Origin of the sequence: Stenotrophomonas maltophilia, from assembly GCF_006974125.1 — a bacterium.
Lineage (GTDB): Bacteria > Pseudomonadota > Gammaproteobacteria > Xanthomonadales > Xanthomonadaceae > Stenotrophomonas > Stenotrophomonas maltophilia_O.
Genome location: NZ_CP037858.1, coordinates 4,067,504 through 4,082,830, shown reverse-complemented (window position 1 = coordinate 4,082,830; position 15,327 = coordinate 4,067,504). Strand labels below are relative to the sequence as shown.

General features: G+C 66.2%; 10 protein-coding genes. 2 read left to right on the top strand and 8 right to left on the bottom strand.

Features of this window, described 5'->3' with window-relative positions; all coding sequences use genetic code 11:
• Positions 1-452 precede the first annotated feature (452 nt).
• Positions 453-3,530, top strand: a complete 3,078-nt coding sequence (locus EZ304_RS18865) for a TonB-dependent receptor (RefSeq protein ID WP_142807852.1) — start codon at positions 453-455, stop codon at positions 3,528-3,530.
• 196 nt (positions 3,531-3,726) lie between these two features.
• On the top strand, positions 3,727-3,921 hold the full coding sequence (locus tag EZ304_RS18860; protein ID WP_008267227.1) for a heavy-metal-associated domain-containing protein: 195 nt from the start codon (positions 3,727-3,729) through the stop codon (positions 3,919-3,921).
• 78 nt (positions 3,922-3,999) lie between these two features.
• Here the strand turns inward: EZ304_RS18860 and cueR are convergent, their stop codons facing one another.
• The 8 genes from cueR to EZ304_RS18820 form a co-directional block, all read right to left on the bottom strand.
• Positions 4,000-4,455 (bottom strand): Cu(I)-responsive transcriptional regulator, encoded by a 456-nt coding sequence (gene cueR / locus EZ304_RS18855; protein WP_099552830.1) that lies wholly within the window; start codon positions 4,453-4,455, stop codon positions 4,000-4,002.
• An 11-nt stretch (positions 4,456-4,466) separates the two neighbouring features.
• Positions 4,467-6,968 carry a heavy metal translocating P-type ATPase gene (locus tag EZ304_RS18850; protein ID WP_142807851.1) on the bottom strand — a complete coding sequence of 834 codons (2,502 nt, stop codon included), beginning with the start codon at positions 6,966-6,968 and terminating at the stop codon, positions 4,467-4,469.
• 173 nt (positions 6,969-7,141) lie between these two features.
• Complete coding sequence (locus tag EZ304_RS18845) at positions 7,142-10,099, bottom strand: TonB-dependent receptor plug domain-containing protein (protein WP_142807850.1); 2,958 nt, start codon at positions 10,097-10,099, stop codon at positions 7,142-7,144.
• 410 nt (positions 10,100-10,509) lie between these two features.
• Positions 10,510-11,244, bottom strand: a complete 735-nt coding sequence (locus EZ304_RS18840; RefSeq protein ID WP_142807849.1) for a copper homeostasis protein CutC — start codon at positions 11,242-11,244, stop codon at positions 10,510-10,512.
• The gene (locus EZ304_RS18835; RefSeq protein WP_099552834.1) at positions 11,241-12,239 is read right to left on the bottom strand and encodes a N(4)-(beta-N-acetylglucosaminyl)-L-asparaginase; all 999 of its coding nucleotides are present in this window, start codon (positions 12,237-12,239) and stop codon (positions 11,241-11,243) included. Before EZ304_RS18835 ends, EZ304_RS18840 begins: the two co-directional genes overlap by 4 nt.
• Before the next feature lie 51 nt (positions 12,240-12,290).
• Positions 12,291-13,313: a glucokinase gene (locus EZ304_RS18830; protein ID WP_142807848.1), complete on the bottom strand. Its 1,023-nt coding sequence runs from the start codon at positions 13,311-13,313 to the stop codon at positions 12,291-12,293.
• 84 nt (positions 13,314-13,397) lie between these two features.
• Entirely contained in the window at positions 13,398-13,682 is a 285-nt protein-coding gene (locus EZ304_RS18825) for a hypothetical protein (protein ID WP_005409434.1), read from the bottom strand.
• A gap of 35 nt (positions 13,683-13,717) precedes the next feature.
• Complete coding sequence (locus EZ304_RS18820; protein ID WP_142807847.1) at positions 13,718-15,307, bottom strand: calcineurin-like phosphoesterase C-terminal domain-containing protein; 1,590 nt, start codon at positions 15,305-15,307, stop codon at positions 13,718-13,720.
• Positions 15,308-15,327: the final 20 nt, after the last annotated feature.

Sequence of the window (15,327 nt, the reverse complement as noted above, 5' to 3'; positions counted from 1 at the left end):
GGCTGGGCCGGACCCCGGAGGGGGGTTTACGGCGACCCGACACCGCCCCGCCCAACCCACAGACAACCCAGAGCCGCTTTGGCTTTGGCTGTTGCCGGCCAGCGGCCGGCACTACCGCAGGTGCAGGGCGCAGCCCTGCCGCCCCCCTCACCTGCGCACGAAAACGTTTCCACTGTTTTCAGCAAGCCGTCATCCCTTCGCCACGCCAGTACCATATTGCGCAGCAGCATGCGCCCGCGGGCGACCCATGCTAAAAATCGCCCGCCCATCGCTTAGATCGATCCAAGACGACATTGCGATGGCCGGGAGTTGGGGGAGCAGCAACAGGACGTACCAGGCCACGCGCACGGTGCTACGGCCACTGCATGGCGATAGCGACAATGTCACTTCAAATTAGATCGATTCAAGTTGTCCGTGCCACGTCACCGGATCAATCCAGGAGAGAGGGAGAGATGGGAATGAAGCATTCAACACGTACGCATGGCCAGGACGCATTGTCGCTGGCCATCGCGCTGGCCCTGGCCGCCGCCGTCATTCCGGCCGGCGCCGCCGCGCAGCAGGCCGCTTCCACCGGCTCGCAGGAGGCCACCAACCTGGACAGCGTCCAGGTCACCGGCTACCGCTACGCCATTGAAAAGAGCCTTGAGCAGAAGCGCGACGCCAACGCGGTGGTCGAAGTGATCACCGCCGAAGACGTCGGCAAGTTCCCCGACAAGAACGTCGCCGACGCATTGCAGCGCGTGCCCGGCGTCGTCATCACCCGCAGCGGTGGTGAAGGCAAGAGTGTCAGCGTGCGCGGCCTTGCGCCGGACCTGACCCTGACCCAGTTGAACGGCAACTACGTCGCCACGTCGGAAACCAACGACGAAGCCACCCGTTCATTCAACTACACCCTGCTGCCGTCGAACATGCTGTCCAGCGCCGAGCTGTTCAAGTCGCCGGAAGCACGCATCGACGAAGGCGGCATTGGCGGCACGGTCATCCTGCACACCCGCCGTCCGCTGGACATGGAGGCCAACTCGGGCTTCGTCACGCTCGAGGGCACGTCCTCCGATACCCATCACGATATCGACCCGCAGGCGTCGGCCCTGTACTCGTGGCACAGCAAGGATGAGCGTTTCGGCGTGCTGATCGGCGTGACGCAGCAGAAGCGCACCACCCGCACCATGGAAGCCAGCACCGAGGACTATCAGTGGTACGGCGCCGGCAAGGCGCGCGATGCCTATGGCAACGTGCAGGCGCAGGATGGCATCCACTACTGGTGGGGCAAGTCCGGTTTCAACAACCAGACCGGCGGCAACTACAGCGATTTCTTCATGCCGACCTCGGTCAACTTCGCGGTGAAGGAAGAAAAGCGCGAACGCAAGGGCGGCCAGCTGACCTTCCAGTTCAAGCCGGTCGACAACGTCACGATGACGGCCAACTACTTCCGCTTCGAGCTGCAGGGTGACTACACCCAGAACATGCTGAAGATTCCGGAGTGGAGCATGGCCCGCTTCAACGGAGACGGAAACTGGGCCGGCGGTCGCCTGCTCAATGGCCTGGACTTCGACCCCAGCGGCAACACCGTCACCGGTGCGCAGTTTGAAAAGCTGGCGGGGAAGACCTACTACTGCAGCGAAGACCAGGCCAAGGCTGCCGGCCTCCAGCCCGGCGGCTGGGGCCCGGACGACTGCACCGTTCCGACGCCGCAGCTGACCGGTGGCTACAGCAAGGAAAAGGCGCTGTCGCAGACCGCTGACCTGACCATCGACTGGGACATCAGCCCGCTGTGGAAGGCCTCGTTCACCGGCGGCCGCACCTGGTCCGAGGGTGGTCCGTCGATGAACTTCCGGATGTCGGCCAAGCCGCGCCGCAAGGTCGGCAACGATTACCTGTCGGGCAATCTGTACAGCGCCTGGGATCTGACGGGCACGCCCTCGGCCACCTTCTCGCCCGACCTGCAGCAGCAGCTGATGAACGGCATCGCCGAAGTCGACACGGGTTCGACCGATTCGTCGTGGAAGCGTACCGAGGTCAAGCAGAACTACTTCCAGGCCGACGTCACCAAGCTGTTTGAATCGGGCTGGCTGGACTCGATCCAGTTCGGTGCCAAGTACCGCGATGGCAAGGTCCACCGCAACACCGGCAACACCTACTGGGTGTGCCCGGGCCGTGACCCGGCCGACTATGACAACAGCCGCTACCAGAGTGGCTGCGATCCGACCGCCGGCGACGCGCAGCCCGGCTTCTTCCTGTCCAACCCGATCAGCAACATCGCGGGCGGCTTCAATGCCAACGTGTTCCCGGGCATCAACTACCCGGCCTACATCGACTACCTGAACAAGACCTACGGTGGTTCGCACAACCGTACCGAGGAAGACTTCGTCTACAACGTCAACGAGAAGATCTACTCGGGTTACTTCCAGGCCAACTTCCGCACCGAGCGCGTGCGCGGCAATGTCGGCGTGCGCGTGGTGCGCACCAAGCAGTTCGCCCAGTCCTCCGATTCGATCGAGAAATTCAACGACTACTTCCTGGACAACGCCTCCGGCGCGCCGATGGCGTGCACCGACCCCGCCGCTGCGGCCTACCCGACCTACAGCTGCGAGAGCGGCTTCGTGCGCCTGCCGCACGACCTGGCGCAGAGCAAGACGTACGACCTGATCGGCGTGGACCGCACCTACACCGACGTGCTGCCGAGCTTCAACATCGCCTGGGACATCACCGACACGCTGGTGCTGCGTGGTGCCGCTTCGAAGGTGATCGCGCGCCCCGGTTACACCGACATCGCCGCGCCAGGCGCACTGAGCTATTACAGCGAAGAGTATGTCAATGACCGCCGCGTTGCCGGCGGCGCATCGACCGCAGGCTGGGTTGGCCAGGGCAGCAACAAGCAGCTGGAACCGTTCAAGGCCACCCAGTTCGACCTGGGTCTGGAATGGTACTTCCAGCCGGGCGCGGTCGCCGGTGTCAGCCTGTTCCGCAAGAACGTGGACAACTTCACCCTGCCGGTGGTACGCGACACGCCGATGGTCATCGGCGGTGAAGCGGTGAACGTGCAGCGCTACGAAACCCAGGCCAATGGCCGCGATGGTGTATCGCAGGGCGTCGAGCTGTACGGCCAGTACACCTTCGATTTCGGCTTCGGCGTGCAGGCCAATTACACCTACAACGACACCAACCTGGCGTCCATTGTTCTGGACGGACAGGAAATCGGCTCCTCGCCGCTGGTCGGCAGCGCCAAGAACCAGGCCAACGTGACGGTCTTCTACGAGAACGAGAAGTTCCTCGCGCGCGCCTCGTTCAACCGCCGCGGCCAGGTGGTCGGCGGGCTCAACAACGGCCTCACCGTCTACACCGAACCGTATGACCAGCTGGATCTGAACGTTGCCTACAACCTGACCCCGGACTGGACCCTGACCGCCTCGGTGATCAATGCCACCAAGTCCGAGCAGCGCGTGCACCTGGGCAGTGACACCAAGGCACGCCTGATCTCCAATACCTACGCAGGCCGCCAGCTGTACTTCGGCGCCACCTGGAAGTTCTAAGCCCGCATCGGGTTGCCCGGGCCCGCCCCGGCGCAACCCACGCCCCGCCCTAGCGGGGACGTTCCTCCACGGCAGCCGCGCTGGTACAGGCGGCTGCCGTCTTCATTGGTGCGCTGTCATTCAGTCCGGCGCTTGACCCTGCCATCGTTGGAAGGTGCACACTGGCCCTACCCCAAGAGCATCCAAGGAGCTACAGATGGAATTCCATGTCGACGGCATGACCTGCGGCGGCTGCGCGCGCAGCGTGACCCGCGCGATCCAGCAGATCGATCCGAACGCCAGCGTGGTGGCCGACCCACCGACCGGCCTGGTCAAGGTGCAGACCACCGCGTCGCAGGAACAGGTGTTCGCCGCGGTGAACGATGCCGGTTTCCCGCCGCGCACGGCCTGATCCGCAGCCTCGCATCCACAACCAAGCCCGCCCGATGCAACCGCATCGGGCGGGCTTTTTCATGTGCGCGACGGCAGTTCAGTGCTTGTGTGCGCGGCGTCGCACCGCACCTGTCTTCGGAGCATCAACCGGTGACTGTATTTCGTCATCCTCGACCAGCCGCTGCAGGATCGGGCACTCCGGGCGATCGTCGCCCGCGCAGCAACTGATCAACGACTTCAGCGTGTCGGCCATCTGCCGCATGTTCTCGATGCGCTGCTCCAGATCGACGATGTGCTGTTCGGCCAGGCGCTTCACGTCGGCACTGTGCCGCGAGGTGTCGTTCCAGAGGCCCAGCAGGTCGGTGATTTCGGCAACCTGGAAGCCCAGATCGCGCGCGCGGCGGATGAAGCGCAGGCGGTGGATGTCCGCCTGCGAGTAAGCCCGGTAACCCGACTCGGTGCGATCGGCCGCGGGAATCAGGCCGATCTGTTCGTAGTAGCGGATCATCTTCGCCGACACGCTGGAGGCTTTGGCGGCTTCGCCGATGTTCATACGGATCTCCTTCAATGGGTCGCTGCGGCGGCATCCGCCATCGGTGGCTGGAAACGGCGCAGGCGCAGCGCGTTGCCCAGTACGAACACGCTGGACAGTGCCATTGCACCGGCCGCGAACACCGGCGACAGCAGCACACCCCAGACCGGGTACAGCACGCCGGCCGCCACGGGAATCAAGGCGGTGTTGTAGGCGAAGGCCCAGAACAGGTTCTGCCGGATGTTGCCCAGCGTCGCCTTCGACAGTGCGATGGCATTCGGCACGCCCTGCAGGTTGCCGGACATCAGCACCACGTCGGCCGATTCCACCGCAATATCGGTACCGGTGCCGATGGCCAGACCGACATCGGCCTCGGCCAACGCCGGTGCATCGTTGATACCATCGCCGACGAACGCAACATGACCATGCGCGGCCTTCAGCCGGCGCACTGCGTCAACCTTGCCTTCCGGCAGTACCTCGGCCACCACCTCATCAATGCCCAGTTGCCGCGCGATCGCCTGCGCAGTACCGGCATTGTCGCCGGTGATCATCGCCACCTTCAGGCCAAGCTGGTGCAGCGCCGCGATCGCGGCCGGCGTGCTCGGCTTGATCGGATCGGACACCGCGATGATTGCGGCCAGGTGGCCGTCGATGGCGGCATACAGCGGCGACTTGCCCTGGGTACCCAGCTCTGCCGCCAGCGTCGCAAACAGGGTGATGTCCACGCCGAGGTCGTGCATGAAGCGATCGGCACCGACCTCCACGCGCGCGCCATCAACGCTGGCACGCACGCCCATGCCGGTGACCGATTCGAAATCGGCCATCGCCGGCAACACGATGCCCTGCTCGGTAGCCGCGTCGACGATGGCGCGGGCAATCGGATGCTCCGAGCGCGACTCCACCGCCGCCACCGCTGCCAGCACCGTGCCGTGATCAAAACCGTCGGCGATCTCCAGATCGGTCAAGCGCGGGCGGCCTTCGGTCAGCGTGCCGGTCTTGTCCACTGCCACCACCTGCGCATCCTTCAACAGCTGCAGTGCTTCACCCTTGCGGAACAACACGCCCAGTTCGGCGCCACGACCGGTCCCGACCATGATCGAGGTCGGCGTGGCCAGGCCCATCGCGCACGGGCAGGCGATGATCAGCACCGCCACCGCATTGACCAGCGCGAAGCTCAGCGCCGGTGACGGGCCGAAGATCAACCAGACCAGGAAGGTCGCCAGCGCAGCCAGCATCACCGCCGGCACGAACCACAGCGTGACCTTGTCGACCACCGCCTGGATCGGCAGCTTCGAGCCCTGCGCCTGTTCGACCATGCGGATGATCTGCGCCAGCATGGTCTGCGCGCCCACCGCCGTGGCACGCACCGTCAGTGCGCCCTTCTGGTTGACCGTACCGCCCACCACGCCACTGCCCGGCAGCTTCTCGACCGGAATCGGCTCGCCGCTGATCATCGATTCATCGATGTAGCTGCGGCCTTCAACCACCTCGCCATCGACCGGCACCCGCTCGCCCGGCCGCACTTCCACCACGTCGCCGCTCTGCACTTCATTGACCGGGATGTCGACAGTGCGGCCGTCACGGATCACACGGGCGACCTTGGCCTGCAGGTTGACCAGGCGCTTGATCGCTTCGGAAGTGCGGCCCTTGGCGCGGGCTTCGAGGAAGCGGCCGAGCAGGATCAGCGCGACGATCACCGCGGCCGCTTCGTAGTAGACGTTCACCGTGCCCGGCGGCAACAGCCGCGGTGCGAAGGTCGCCACCACCGAGTAACCGAACGCTGCGGCGGTGCCCACCGCCACCAGCGAATTCATGTCCGGCGCAAGCCGCAGCAGCGCCGGGAAACCCTTCTGGTAGAAACGGCGGCCGGGAATGGCCAGCACCAGCAAGGTCAGTACGAACTGCAGGTACCAGCTGGCCTGCATGCCGATGGTGGCCATCACCCATTCGTGCATGCCGGGAATCAGGTGCGAACCCATCTCCAGCACGAACACCGGCAGCGCCAGCGCGGACGCCACGATCAGGTCGCGCTTCAGTTCAGCGCGCTCGGCGTCCTTCTTTTCAGCGGCTTCATCATCGGACTGCACACCGGCCTCGATCGGGCGGGCGGCATAGCCGACCTTGTCGATGGCCGCCACCAGGGCGGCCGTATCAGCCACGCCGCGCACGGTGGCACGCTCGGTGGCCAGGTTCACGCTGGCCTGGCTGACCCCGGGTACCGCCAGTAGCGCGCGCTCCACGCGACCAACGCAGGACGCGCAGGTCATGCCCTCCACCGCCAGTTCAACGGTCGCGGCGGGTACGTCATAGCCCACACGTTCAACCGCCTGGATCAGCGCCGCGCGATCAACCGGGCCGGAGGGCCGGATGTCCGCACGCTCGGTGGCCAGGTTCACAGAGACGCTGCCGACGCCCTCGACCCTGGACAGCGCCGCCTCGACCCGGCCGACACAGCTGGCGCAGGTCATGCCCTCGATGGGCAGGCTGATCGTGGAGGGGCTGGCGGGGACTGCAGTGGCGCGAGGCGTGCTCATGATCGGATTCCCGGGGTTCCTTCTGGATGCGGACAGGCTAAACCTTGCCATCGTGGGAAGGTCAAATCCAGCCACCCCCGGGTTCATGATGGGGTTCATCCACGCATGGCGTGGAACTACTGAGCGGACGGAGGCGCCAGGCGGATCAAGCCCGGCGCCCCCTGCGGGTCTGCTCAGAAGGTGAACACGTACTCCAACGCGAACTCACGGCCCACCGCGCCCAGCAGGCGGGTCGGGGCGAAGTCGTAATCCAGCTTGTACGGATCCTTGTGGTTCCAGCTGGCCGAATTGAACACGTTGTTGACGTAGACGTTGACCTTGGCGCGTTCGGTCACCTGGTAGCCCACGTTGAAGTTCCAGGTGATGAACGGCCCGACCCGGCCGAAATAACGGGCGGTCTGCTGGCCTGCATTCGGGTTCGGGTTGGGCGAGCCATCCGGACGCGTCGCCGGCTCCAGGCAGTTCAGCGACGGGCTGTCGCTGGGCACGTAGCCATCGGCGAACGGCAGGCAGCCACCGGGGTTGTCCAGGCGGTCGGTGCCCCAGTGGTAGCGCACGCCCGGCACCGAGCCGACGCGGTCGGCGTAGACATTGGCGTTCCAGTTGCCGCGCTGCCAGGCCAGGCTCGCACGCAGCTTGCTGCGCAGGTCACGATCGCGCCGCTCCGGATTCGGGTCTTTGGCGTAGCGCTGTTCCTTGGTGGAGATCTGGTTGGTGTAGTTCAGGCCCAGCTGGAAGCTGCCCCACTGCGCGGTGTCCAGGCGATAGCGTGCGGTCAGGTCGATGCCACGTACCTCGCGGCTGGCCAGGTTGAACGGACCGCGCTCGATCGATACCAGGCGCCCGTTGCTGTCACGGTTCACGCGCGCCAGGATGCCGGCGCAGTAATCGCCACCAGCTGGATTGGCCCACGGCGTACCGTCCATGTTCTTGCCGGTCAGGCAGCCTGCTTCGCTGGCCAGCACCTCGTCGGCGCCGACGTCGACGATCATGTCTTCCAGCTTGATCGCCCAATAGTCGGCACTGACTGACAGGTTCGGCATCACATCCCAGACGAAACCGACCGTCCACGAATCACCGGTCTCCGAGCGGAGCAGCGGCGTGCCACGCCGGTTCACGTCGAACGTGTACCAGACATCGGTGTTGCCGACGCCGCAGTTGTTGACCAGGTAAGCGCCGCTCTGGATGCAGCGCAGGCGGTCATAGGTCTGTACTTCGGAGCTGCTCGGCTGGCCCAGCAGGTAGTGCATGTCCGGCGCATGGAAGCTGGTGGCATACGACCCGCGCACCAGCAGCGATTCCACCGGGCGCCATTCCAGGCCGACATTCCAGGTGGTTTCCTTCTGGCTGCCGATGTCCAGCGCTTCGCCGCTGTTGTCAGCCTTGTAGTTGCCATAGCGGTCATAGCGCGCGGCCGCTGTGGCGGTCACGGTTTCCAGCAGTGGGATCTTGAACTCGACGCCGGCCGAATAGCGGGTGCGCTCGCCGCCACCACGGTCGACGTTCTGCAGATCGAAGTCGATGCCGGCGCGCGGGTCCGGGCTGAGGTGGTAGCCCTGCTGCGCGACTTCGGCCACGGCTGCGAACGAAATCGGGCCGGCCCAGCCCTGGAACAGCTCGCCGGTGATGTCCGCGGACGCCTGGTTGACCCAGGAGGTCGCGCGGTTCTTCGCCACCGTACCCATCTGCCAGTACTGGTCCGGCGTCAGCGGGTTCCACCAGCGCGACTCGTTCAATGCGTAGATCGCCTCGCCATCGGCAGTGGTGCCCAGCCGCGGGCCGAGGAAGTAGTCGTACGACTTCTGCTTGTCGACCACGTTCTGCCGCTCTTCCACGCGGTAGTAGGAACGCCCCACCGTGGCGCTCCAGTCGAAGCGATCGGCAAGACGCCCACGCAGGCCCGCGCTCCAATCCCATGACAGTTCGCGGTTGGTGTTGCGCAGCGTATCCAGGCCGCCGACTTCGTTCGGGGTGAACTGGCGCACGCCCAGGATCGGGCGGTTGCGGTTGGCGTCCCAGTAGTAGCCGTTGTCATCGTCGATCAGCGACACGCCGGGCGGATTGGTGCCCCAGATCGCTTCGGAGCGGTACACCGCCAGGTTGGTCCAGGCCTGCAGGTCAGTGCTGAAATCGAAGGTGGCATACAGGTTGCCGGACACGTTCTCGGCGCCGCCGGTGAGCAGCCAGTTGGCGTAGTCGGCGCTCATGCCGCACAGGCGGCCGGTGTTGGTGATGGTGTTGGCGGCGTAGTTGTAGACCAGCCGGTCGGCCGTGTAGTACTCGCCGTTGAACTTCTCGCAGGTGCCGGCCGGTGGCGCCAGGCGCTGGCCGTTGCTCGGGTCGATCAGCGCCAGGCCGGCAGTGGGACGGAAGCCGACCTTGCGCTGTTCCATGTTCCAGGACGGGTATGGCGCATCGTCTGCGTCGTCCATCTGCGGGCGGTCACGGCCGAACAACGGATCGCGCTTGGTGTACTGCAGCGCGTAGGTCACGCTCCAGTTGTCACCGGTCTTGCCGCCGGCCCAGGACAGATCCCAGGTATCACGGCCGCCCTCGGTGGAGGTGCCGCCGCGTACGCGCACTTCATCACCGTCGTAATTCGTTTTCAGGATGACATTGACCACACCGGCGATCGCATCGGAACCGTAGATGGCCGAGGCGCCTCCGGTCAGTACTTCGATGCGCTCCACCGCAGCAGCCGGAATGTTGCCGTAGTTGGAGAAGTTGGTCTCGCCGCCGTACGGCAGCGGGTAGTCGGCCACGCGCCGACCATTGACCAGCAGCAGCGAGCGGTTCGGCCCCATGCCGCGCAGGTTCAGGCCGCTGGCGTTGGGCGTGTGCGAGCCCCATTGCGAGGCAGCTTCAACGGTGCCGGTGGCCTCGGTGAGCGTCTTCAGCGCGTCGTACACGCTGACGAAGCCTTCCTTCTGGATCTGCGCGGCGGTGATCACGTTGACCGGCGCCGGCCCTTCAACGCTGGCGCGCTTGATGCGCGAGCCGGTAACGGTGACCGCGTCGAGATCCTTGGTGGACGAGCTTGAGGCTTCCTGCGCATTGGCAGCCAGGGGAAGCAGGGCCAGGACCAGGGCCTGGGACAGCAGGTGACGGCGCTTGCGGACGATCTGAGCCATGGGTGGTTGCTCTTCGAAAGTGTGGACGCACGGACGGGTGGTGGCGCGGCACTACGGCTGATCCGGGCGCCTGGATCGGTTCAAGACCGTCGCGGCGCCCTCCCCTGTGGATCGATCCAAACTAAAGCACAGCTGAACCATGCACGGCATGTGGCGGCGCAGCAAGACGCAACGGAGTGCCGCTATTGGCTACCGCTTTCCTGAGCAATCAAAGGTTTGCGATACATCGCTGAGAGAACGGCGCAGGAATCAATGACACGATCGCGACAAGCGCGCGCGGAACGGTTTTGTCCGCGTAGTCGCGTGAGGCCGGCAGCGGGTCGCTGTAGAGCCGAGCCTGCGCTCGGCTGTTGTTGTTCGTCGCGAAGAGCAGCCGAGCGTAGGCTCGGCTCTACAGAAGAAGCGGGTTACTACGCGTCGTCCAGCGCCTGCCGCAGTGCGGCCACGGTGGCGGTGGCGGTCTGGCTCCAATCCGGGTCCAGGCCGCGCAGGGCCGGATTCTGGAATTGCATGGCCGAGCGCCGCAGGCCCTTGGCCGAGGCGTGCAGTTCGCTGCAGCCGCTCTTCCGCGCGACCCTGGTGATGTTGGCCGGGCCCAGCCCGGCGCCAGCCATCACCGTGATGCGCCCCGCCGCCTGGGTGACCAGGCCCGCCAGTACATCGGCACCAGCCTCGGCGCTGACCTGGCCCCCCGACGTCAGTACCCGTTGGCAGCCCAGCCCAACCACCTGCTCCAGTGCGGCAGGCAGATCGCGAGCGGCATCAAAGGCGCGATGGAAGGTCACCTGCAACGGCCCGGCGGCCTGCACCAGTTCACGGCACAGCGGCAGATCGACGTTGCCCTGCGCATCCAGTGCGCCGATCACCACGCCGTCGCAGCCGAGTGCCCGGCACTGCGCGATATCACGCAGCATCAGTTCGGTTTCCAGCGCGTCGTAGTGGAAGTCACCCGGTCGCGGGCGCACCAGCACGAACAGCGGAATCGACAGGCGTTCGCGGGCAATCGCGATGCTGGCGAACGACGGCGTGGTACCGCCCTCGGCCAGGTTGTCGAACAGCTCGATGCGGTCGGCGCCGCCGGCCTGCGCGGCCAGCGCCGAGGCCAGCGAGTTGCTGGCGATTTCCAGGGTGAGCCGCGTGCTCACGCCTGGGTGCTCGTGTAGATCGACGGCGAGTCGCGCAGGTCATCCTGGCGCTGCCCATCGCATACGGCGTAGACGAAGCCGCGATGCAATGCGTAGGCGCCCACCTCGCCCTGCTTGTTCATGGCCAGGAAGCACACCTGCAGCGTTCTGCTTGCTTCCGGGCGCTTGCGCACCACACGGTCGATCGCCTCGCGACAGGCCTGCGCCGGCGAGCGACCCTGGCGCATCAGCTCGACCACCAGGAACGAAGCGGCGTTGCGGATCATCTCCTCGCCAACGCCCGAGGCGGTGGCCGCGCCCACTTCGTTGTCGACATACAGGCCGGCACCGATGATCGGGCTGTCGCCGACGCGGCCGTGCAGTTTCCAGGCCATGCCGCTGGTGGTGCAGGCACCCGCCAGATGGCCCTTGGCATCCAGCGCCAGCATGCCGATGGTGTCGTGGTTGTCGCTGTTGCCGGGGATACCACGGCGCTCGGCATTGATCTGTGGCTGGTACTTCTCGGTCTTCAGCCACTCGCGCCAGGCCGCTTCGGCCTGCGGCGTCAGCAGGCGCTTGCGCTCGAAGCCCTGCTGCACCGCGAACTGCTGCGCGCCCTCGCCCACCAGCAGCACATGCGGGCTGTTCTCCATCACTTTGCGGGCAACCGACACCGGATGCAGGATGTCGACCAGCGCGGCCACCGCACCACAGCGGCCATCGCCGTCCATGATGCTCGCGTCCAGGCTCAGCACACCGTCGCGATCCGGATTACCGCAATGGCCGACGGTGGGGTTGCACAGTTCGCTCTCGGCCCAGCGTGCACCGGCTTCCACCGCGTCCAGCGCACTGCCGCCCTGCGCCAGCACTTTCCACGCAGCCTGGTTGGCCGGAACACCGAAGTCCCACGTCGAAACCACCTTGGCCCCACCCGATGTGCGCGCCTGCACGCCCGGCAATGCCGCCATGCCTGCGGCCAGCGCACCGGCCTGCAGGAACTGCCTGCGATCCACCATTTTCCCCTCCCAGTCTGCAATGTGCGGCCGGCACGATGCCGGTCGCAGCGATCAGTCGTGCGCGGGCTGCCGTGCAGCGTGCCAGACCGCTGCGCCCAGCACCCCCAGTTGGCCATGCTCCACGCGCCATACCGGCACCTGGCGCAGCACCTCGGTCAGCACGCCCTTGTTGAGGAAGCGCTCGCGGAAACGGCCATCGGCCAGGAAATCCTGCACGTGCGCGGAAATGCCGCCGGCCAGGTAGACCGAGCGCGCGCCGACGGCGATCGCCGCGTCACCGGCAAGGCTGCCCAGCCAGGCGCAGAACACCTGCAACGTCTCCACCGCCAGCGCATCCTCACCGCTGCGGGCAGCGCCGATCAGCGCCTCGGTGCTGCTCCACACCGGGGAGACGCCGCGCAGTTCGCACAGGCATGGATACAGGTTCATCAGGCCACTGCCGGACAGCACGCGCTCGTTGTCCACGTGCGCCCAGCGCTGCAGCAGCTTGCCCAGCACCTGCAGTTCCAGCGCGTTGCCGGCGCCAAGCGCGGCATGGCCGATCTCGCTGGCCAGCACCGGCCGCTCACCGTCGGCGAAACGCAGCGCGGCGCCCAGACCGGTGCCCGCCCCCAGCACCAGCGCCGGGAACGCCTGCGCCGGATCGGCGTCGCCGTTCAGTGGCGCCAGGGTTTCCGGCTGCAGGTACGGGATGGCCAGCGCCACCGCTTCGAAATCATTGATCAGCTGCAGTTCGTGCAGCCCGGACTGCGCGCGGGTGGCCGACAGCGAGACCATCCACGGCAGGTTGGAATTGATCAGTACATCGCCATCGAGCAGGCCGGCGATGGCCACCACGGCGGTCTGCACCGGCTGGCCGAGGCCTGCGGTGAAATCAGCAAGGATCGCCGCCAGGCTGGGATGCTCGGCACAGGCGTAGGTGCGATGGCTGCCCAGCAGCGGCGCCTGGCCGGGTTGCGTTTCCGCCAGCGCAAGGCGGGCAAAGGTGCCGCCGACATCGGCGACGACCAGATGGCGCGGAAGACCGCCGCGGGCGGAGTCGGAGGAAACCGGGGGCGCTGCTGCGATGGTCACGCTGGCCTGCTTGGATCGATTGAATCGCCCCGATTCTCGGGCATCGGGGCGGCTTTGCCTAGCACGCCGGTGGTTCAGGTTGGCCTACATGCCTTCCTGTTCGGCCACCTGCACGCCGTCCACCAGCACGCGCAGGCGCTGCGGGCGGAAGCCGGCGAACAGCAGCGGCCGGGTGCGTTCTACCAGTACTTCGTGGCCGGCGATGTGGCGCAGCCACGACTGTACCAGCGAGAACGAGAAGTGGGTGCCCGGATGCAGCGGGTGCTGCACCCAGACCTTCTCGGTGGCGCTCTGCAGCAGCATCGCGCCGGTGAACCAGTGGCGGCTGAGGGTCACCGGCGTGGTGCCGGCCATGAAGCGGATATCCATGCGGGGTCCTTTCGCTGGAGAGGCCTTGCGGCGGGTCAGGGCTGGGCAGTCTGCAGGCTGTAGCTGGTGGTGGCGTTGAACACTGCACCATCAGGCTGGGTGGAGCGAACCTCGACCTTGTGGCTGCCCACCGCCAGATCGGTCGGCAGCGCGCCCCGCCACAGGTGCGGCGATGCGGTGGCCTCCGGCGAACGATCGTAGCCACGCAGGCTGTTCGCCATATCGTCGGCCACGTTTTCCACCAGCAGGCGCGGGTCGGGCTGGCTGACCTGCTTCATCGGCTGCCAGGCGCCGCCATCGACGCGGTACTCGACCACGCTGGCGTCCTCCCCCATGTAGACGTTGGCGTACACGCCCCAGGCCGGGTAGGCGCCCTGGCGCAGCACCTTGGGTGCATGCAGGCCGATCTGTTCGCTGGCCGCAGCGCCGGCCACCCGGTACTGCAAGCGGTAGCTGCCATTGCCGGCCACGTCGAGCAGCGCATAGCCCTTCGGCGTGCCATCGCTCATGGTGCTGTCCGGCACGCCGGCGGCATTCTTCACCCCCGACCAGAACGCACCGCAGTTGGCACCCACGTTGTACTCGTGCAGCGGCTTGTCGCCGTTCCAGCCGTCGGCCTTGCCGTGGTAGACGTGCTGCTGGGTGTGGCTGTGGCCGCTGAGCACCAGCACGTTGCGGAAGTCCTTCAACAGGTCGAACAGGCGCTGGCGATCGGCGTGGCGGAAGGTCTCGCGCCCCGGTGCCGCGTCGAACAGCGGAATGTGCATGCCCAGCACCAGCAGGCGGTCCTTGTGCAGGCCCTTCAGGTAGCTGGCGAGGAAGGCGAACTGGTCTTCGCGCAGGCCGCCGATGTACTTCGGCCTGGCCTTGGGGTCATAGACCACGTCGTCCAGGAACACGAAACTGGCGCCGCCCTCTTCCACTGCGTAAGTGTCCGGGCCGTAGATGTTGCGCCAGCTGTCCAGCGAGTGTTCGTCGCTGGCTGCATCGAAATCGAGGTCGTGGTTGCCCGGCACATGGAACCACGGCACGCCCAGCGACGTGGTGACCTTGTTGATCGCCGGGTACAGGGTCAGATCGTCGTTGACGATGTCGCCCAGAGTGGTACCCAGGCGTGCCTTGGTCTGGCCGACCAGCGGCGCCACGATCGACTGCTGGTAGTAGCCGATGTCCTTCAGGCTGGCGGTCTGCGAATCGGTGAACACCAGCATCTGGAAGCCACGGCGGCTGTCATGGCGATCCGGCTGCAGCGCGAAATCCCAATTGCGGGTGACGTCGCTGGTCGCGGCGATGCCGCCGTACTTCAGTGCCGGCGAACCGCTCGGGCGGTAGTGGCGCCAGAATGATGGCAGACCATCGGTCGCCTTCGGGAAGGCGTAGGCATCCGGCTTGATCACGAACACGGTCTGGCCGTCACGCACCGGAAGGCTGTAGCTGCCATCGGCAGCGGTCTTGACGATGGTCTCGCCATTGGAGACCTGCACCCCGGCCAGGCCCGGATCGGTGGCACCGCGGCCCGGCTTGCCGTCGCGCTCCAGATAGACCTTGCCGGTGACCACGGTGTCCGCGGCCCAGGCCGGCGAGGTCAGCAACAGGCAGCACAGCCAGGCGGCAGGCAGTTTCATGGGGCGGTCCGGGAAAGAAA

Excerpts from the sequence above, each read along its gene's own strand:
- EZ304_RS18865 (WP_142807852.1), top strand. The coding sequence starts at position 453 with ATGGGAATGAAGCATTCAACACGTACGCATGGCCAGGACGCATTGTCG.
- EZ304_RS18860 (WP_008267227.1), top strand. The coding sequence starts at position 3,727 with ATGGAATTCCATGTCGACGGCATGACCTGCGGCGGCTGCGCGCGCAGC.
- cueR (WP_099552830.1), bottom strand. The coding sequence starts at position 4,455 with ATGAACATCGGCGAAGCCGCCAAAGCCTCCAGCGTGTCGGCGAAGATG.
- EZ304_RS18850 (WP_142807851.1), bottom strand. The coding sequence starts at position 6,968 with ATGAGCACGCCTCGCGCCACTGCAGTCCCCGCCAGCCCCTCCACGATC.
- EZ304_RS18845 (WP_142807850.1), bottom strand. The coding sequence starts at position 10,099 with ATGGCTCAGATCGTCCGCAAGCGCCGTCACCTGCTGTCCCAGGCCCTG.
- EZ304_RS18835 (WP_099552834.1), bottom strand. The coding sequence starts at position 12,239 with ATGGTGGATCGCAGGCAGTTCCTGCAGGCCGGTGCGCTGGCCGCAGGC.
- EZ304_RS18825 (WP_005409434.1), bottom strand. The coding sequence starts at position 13,682 with ATGGATATCCGCTTCATGGCCGGCACCACGCCGGTGACCCTCAGCCGC.
- EZ304_RS18820 (WP_142807847.1), bottom strand. The coding sequence starts at position 15,307 with ATGAAACTGCCTGCCGCCTGGCTGTGCTGCCTGTTGCTGACCTCGCCG.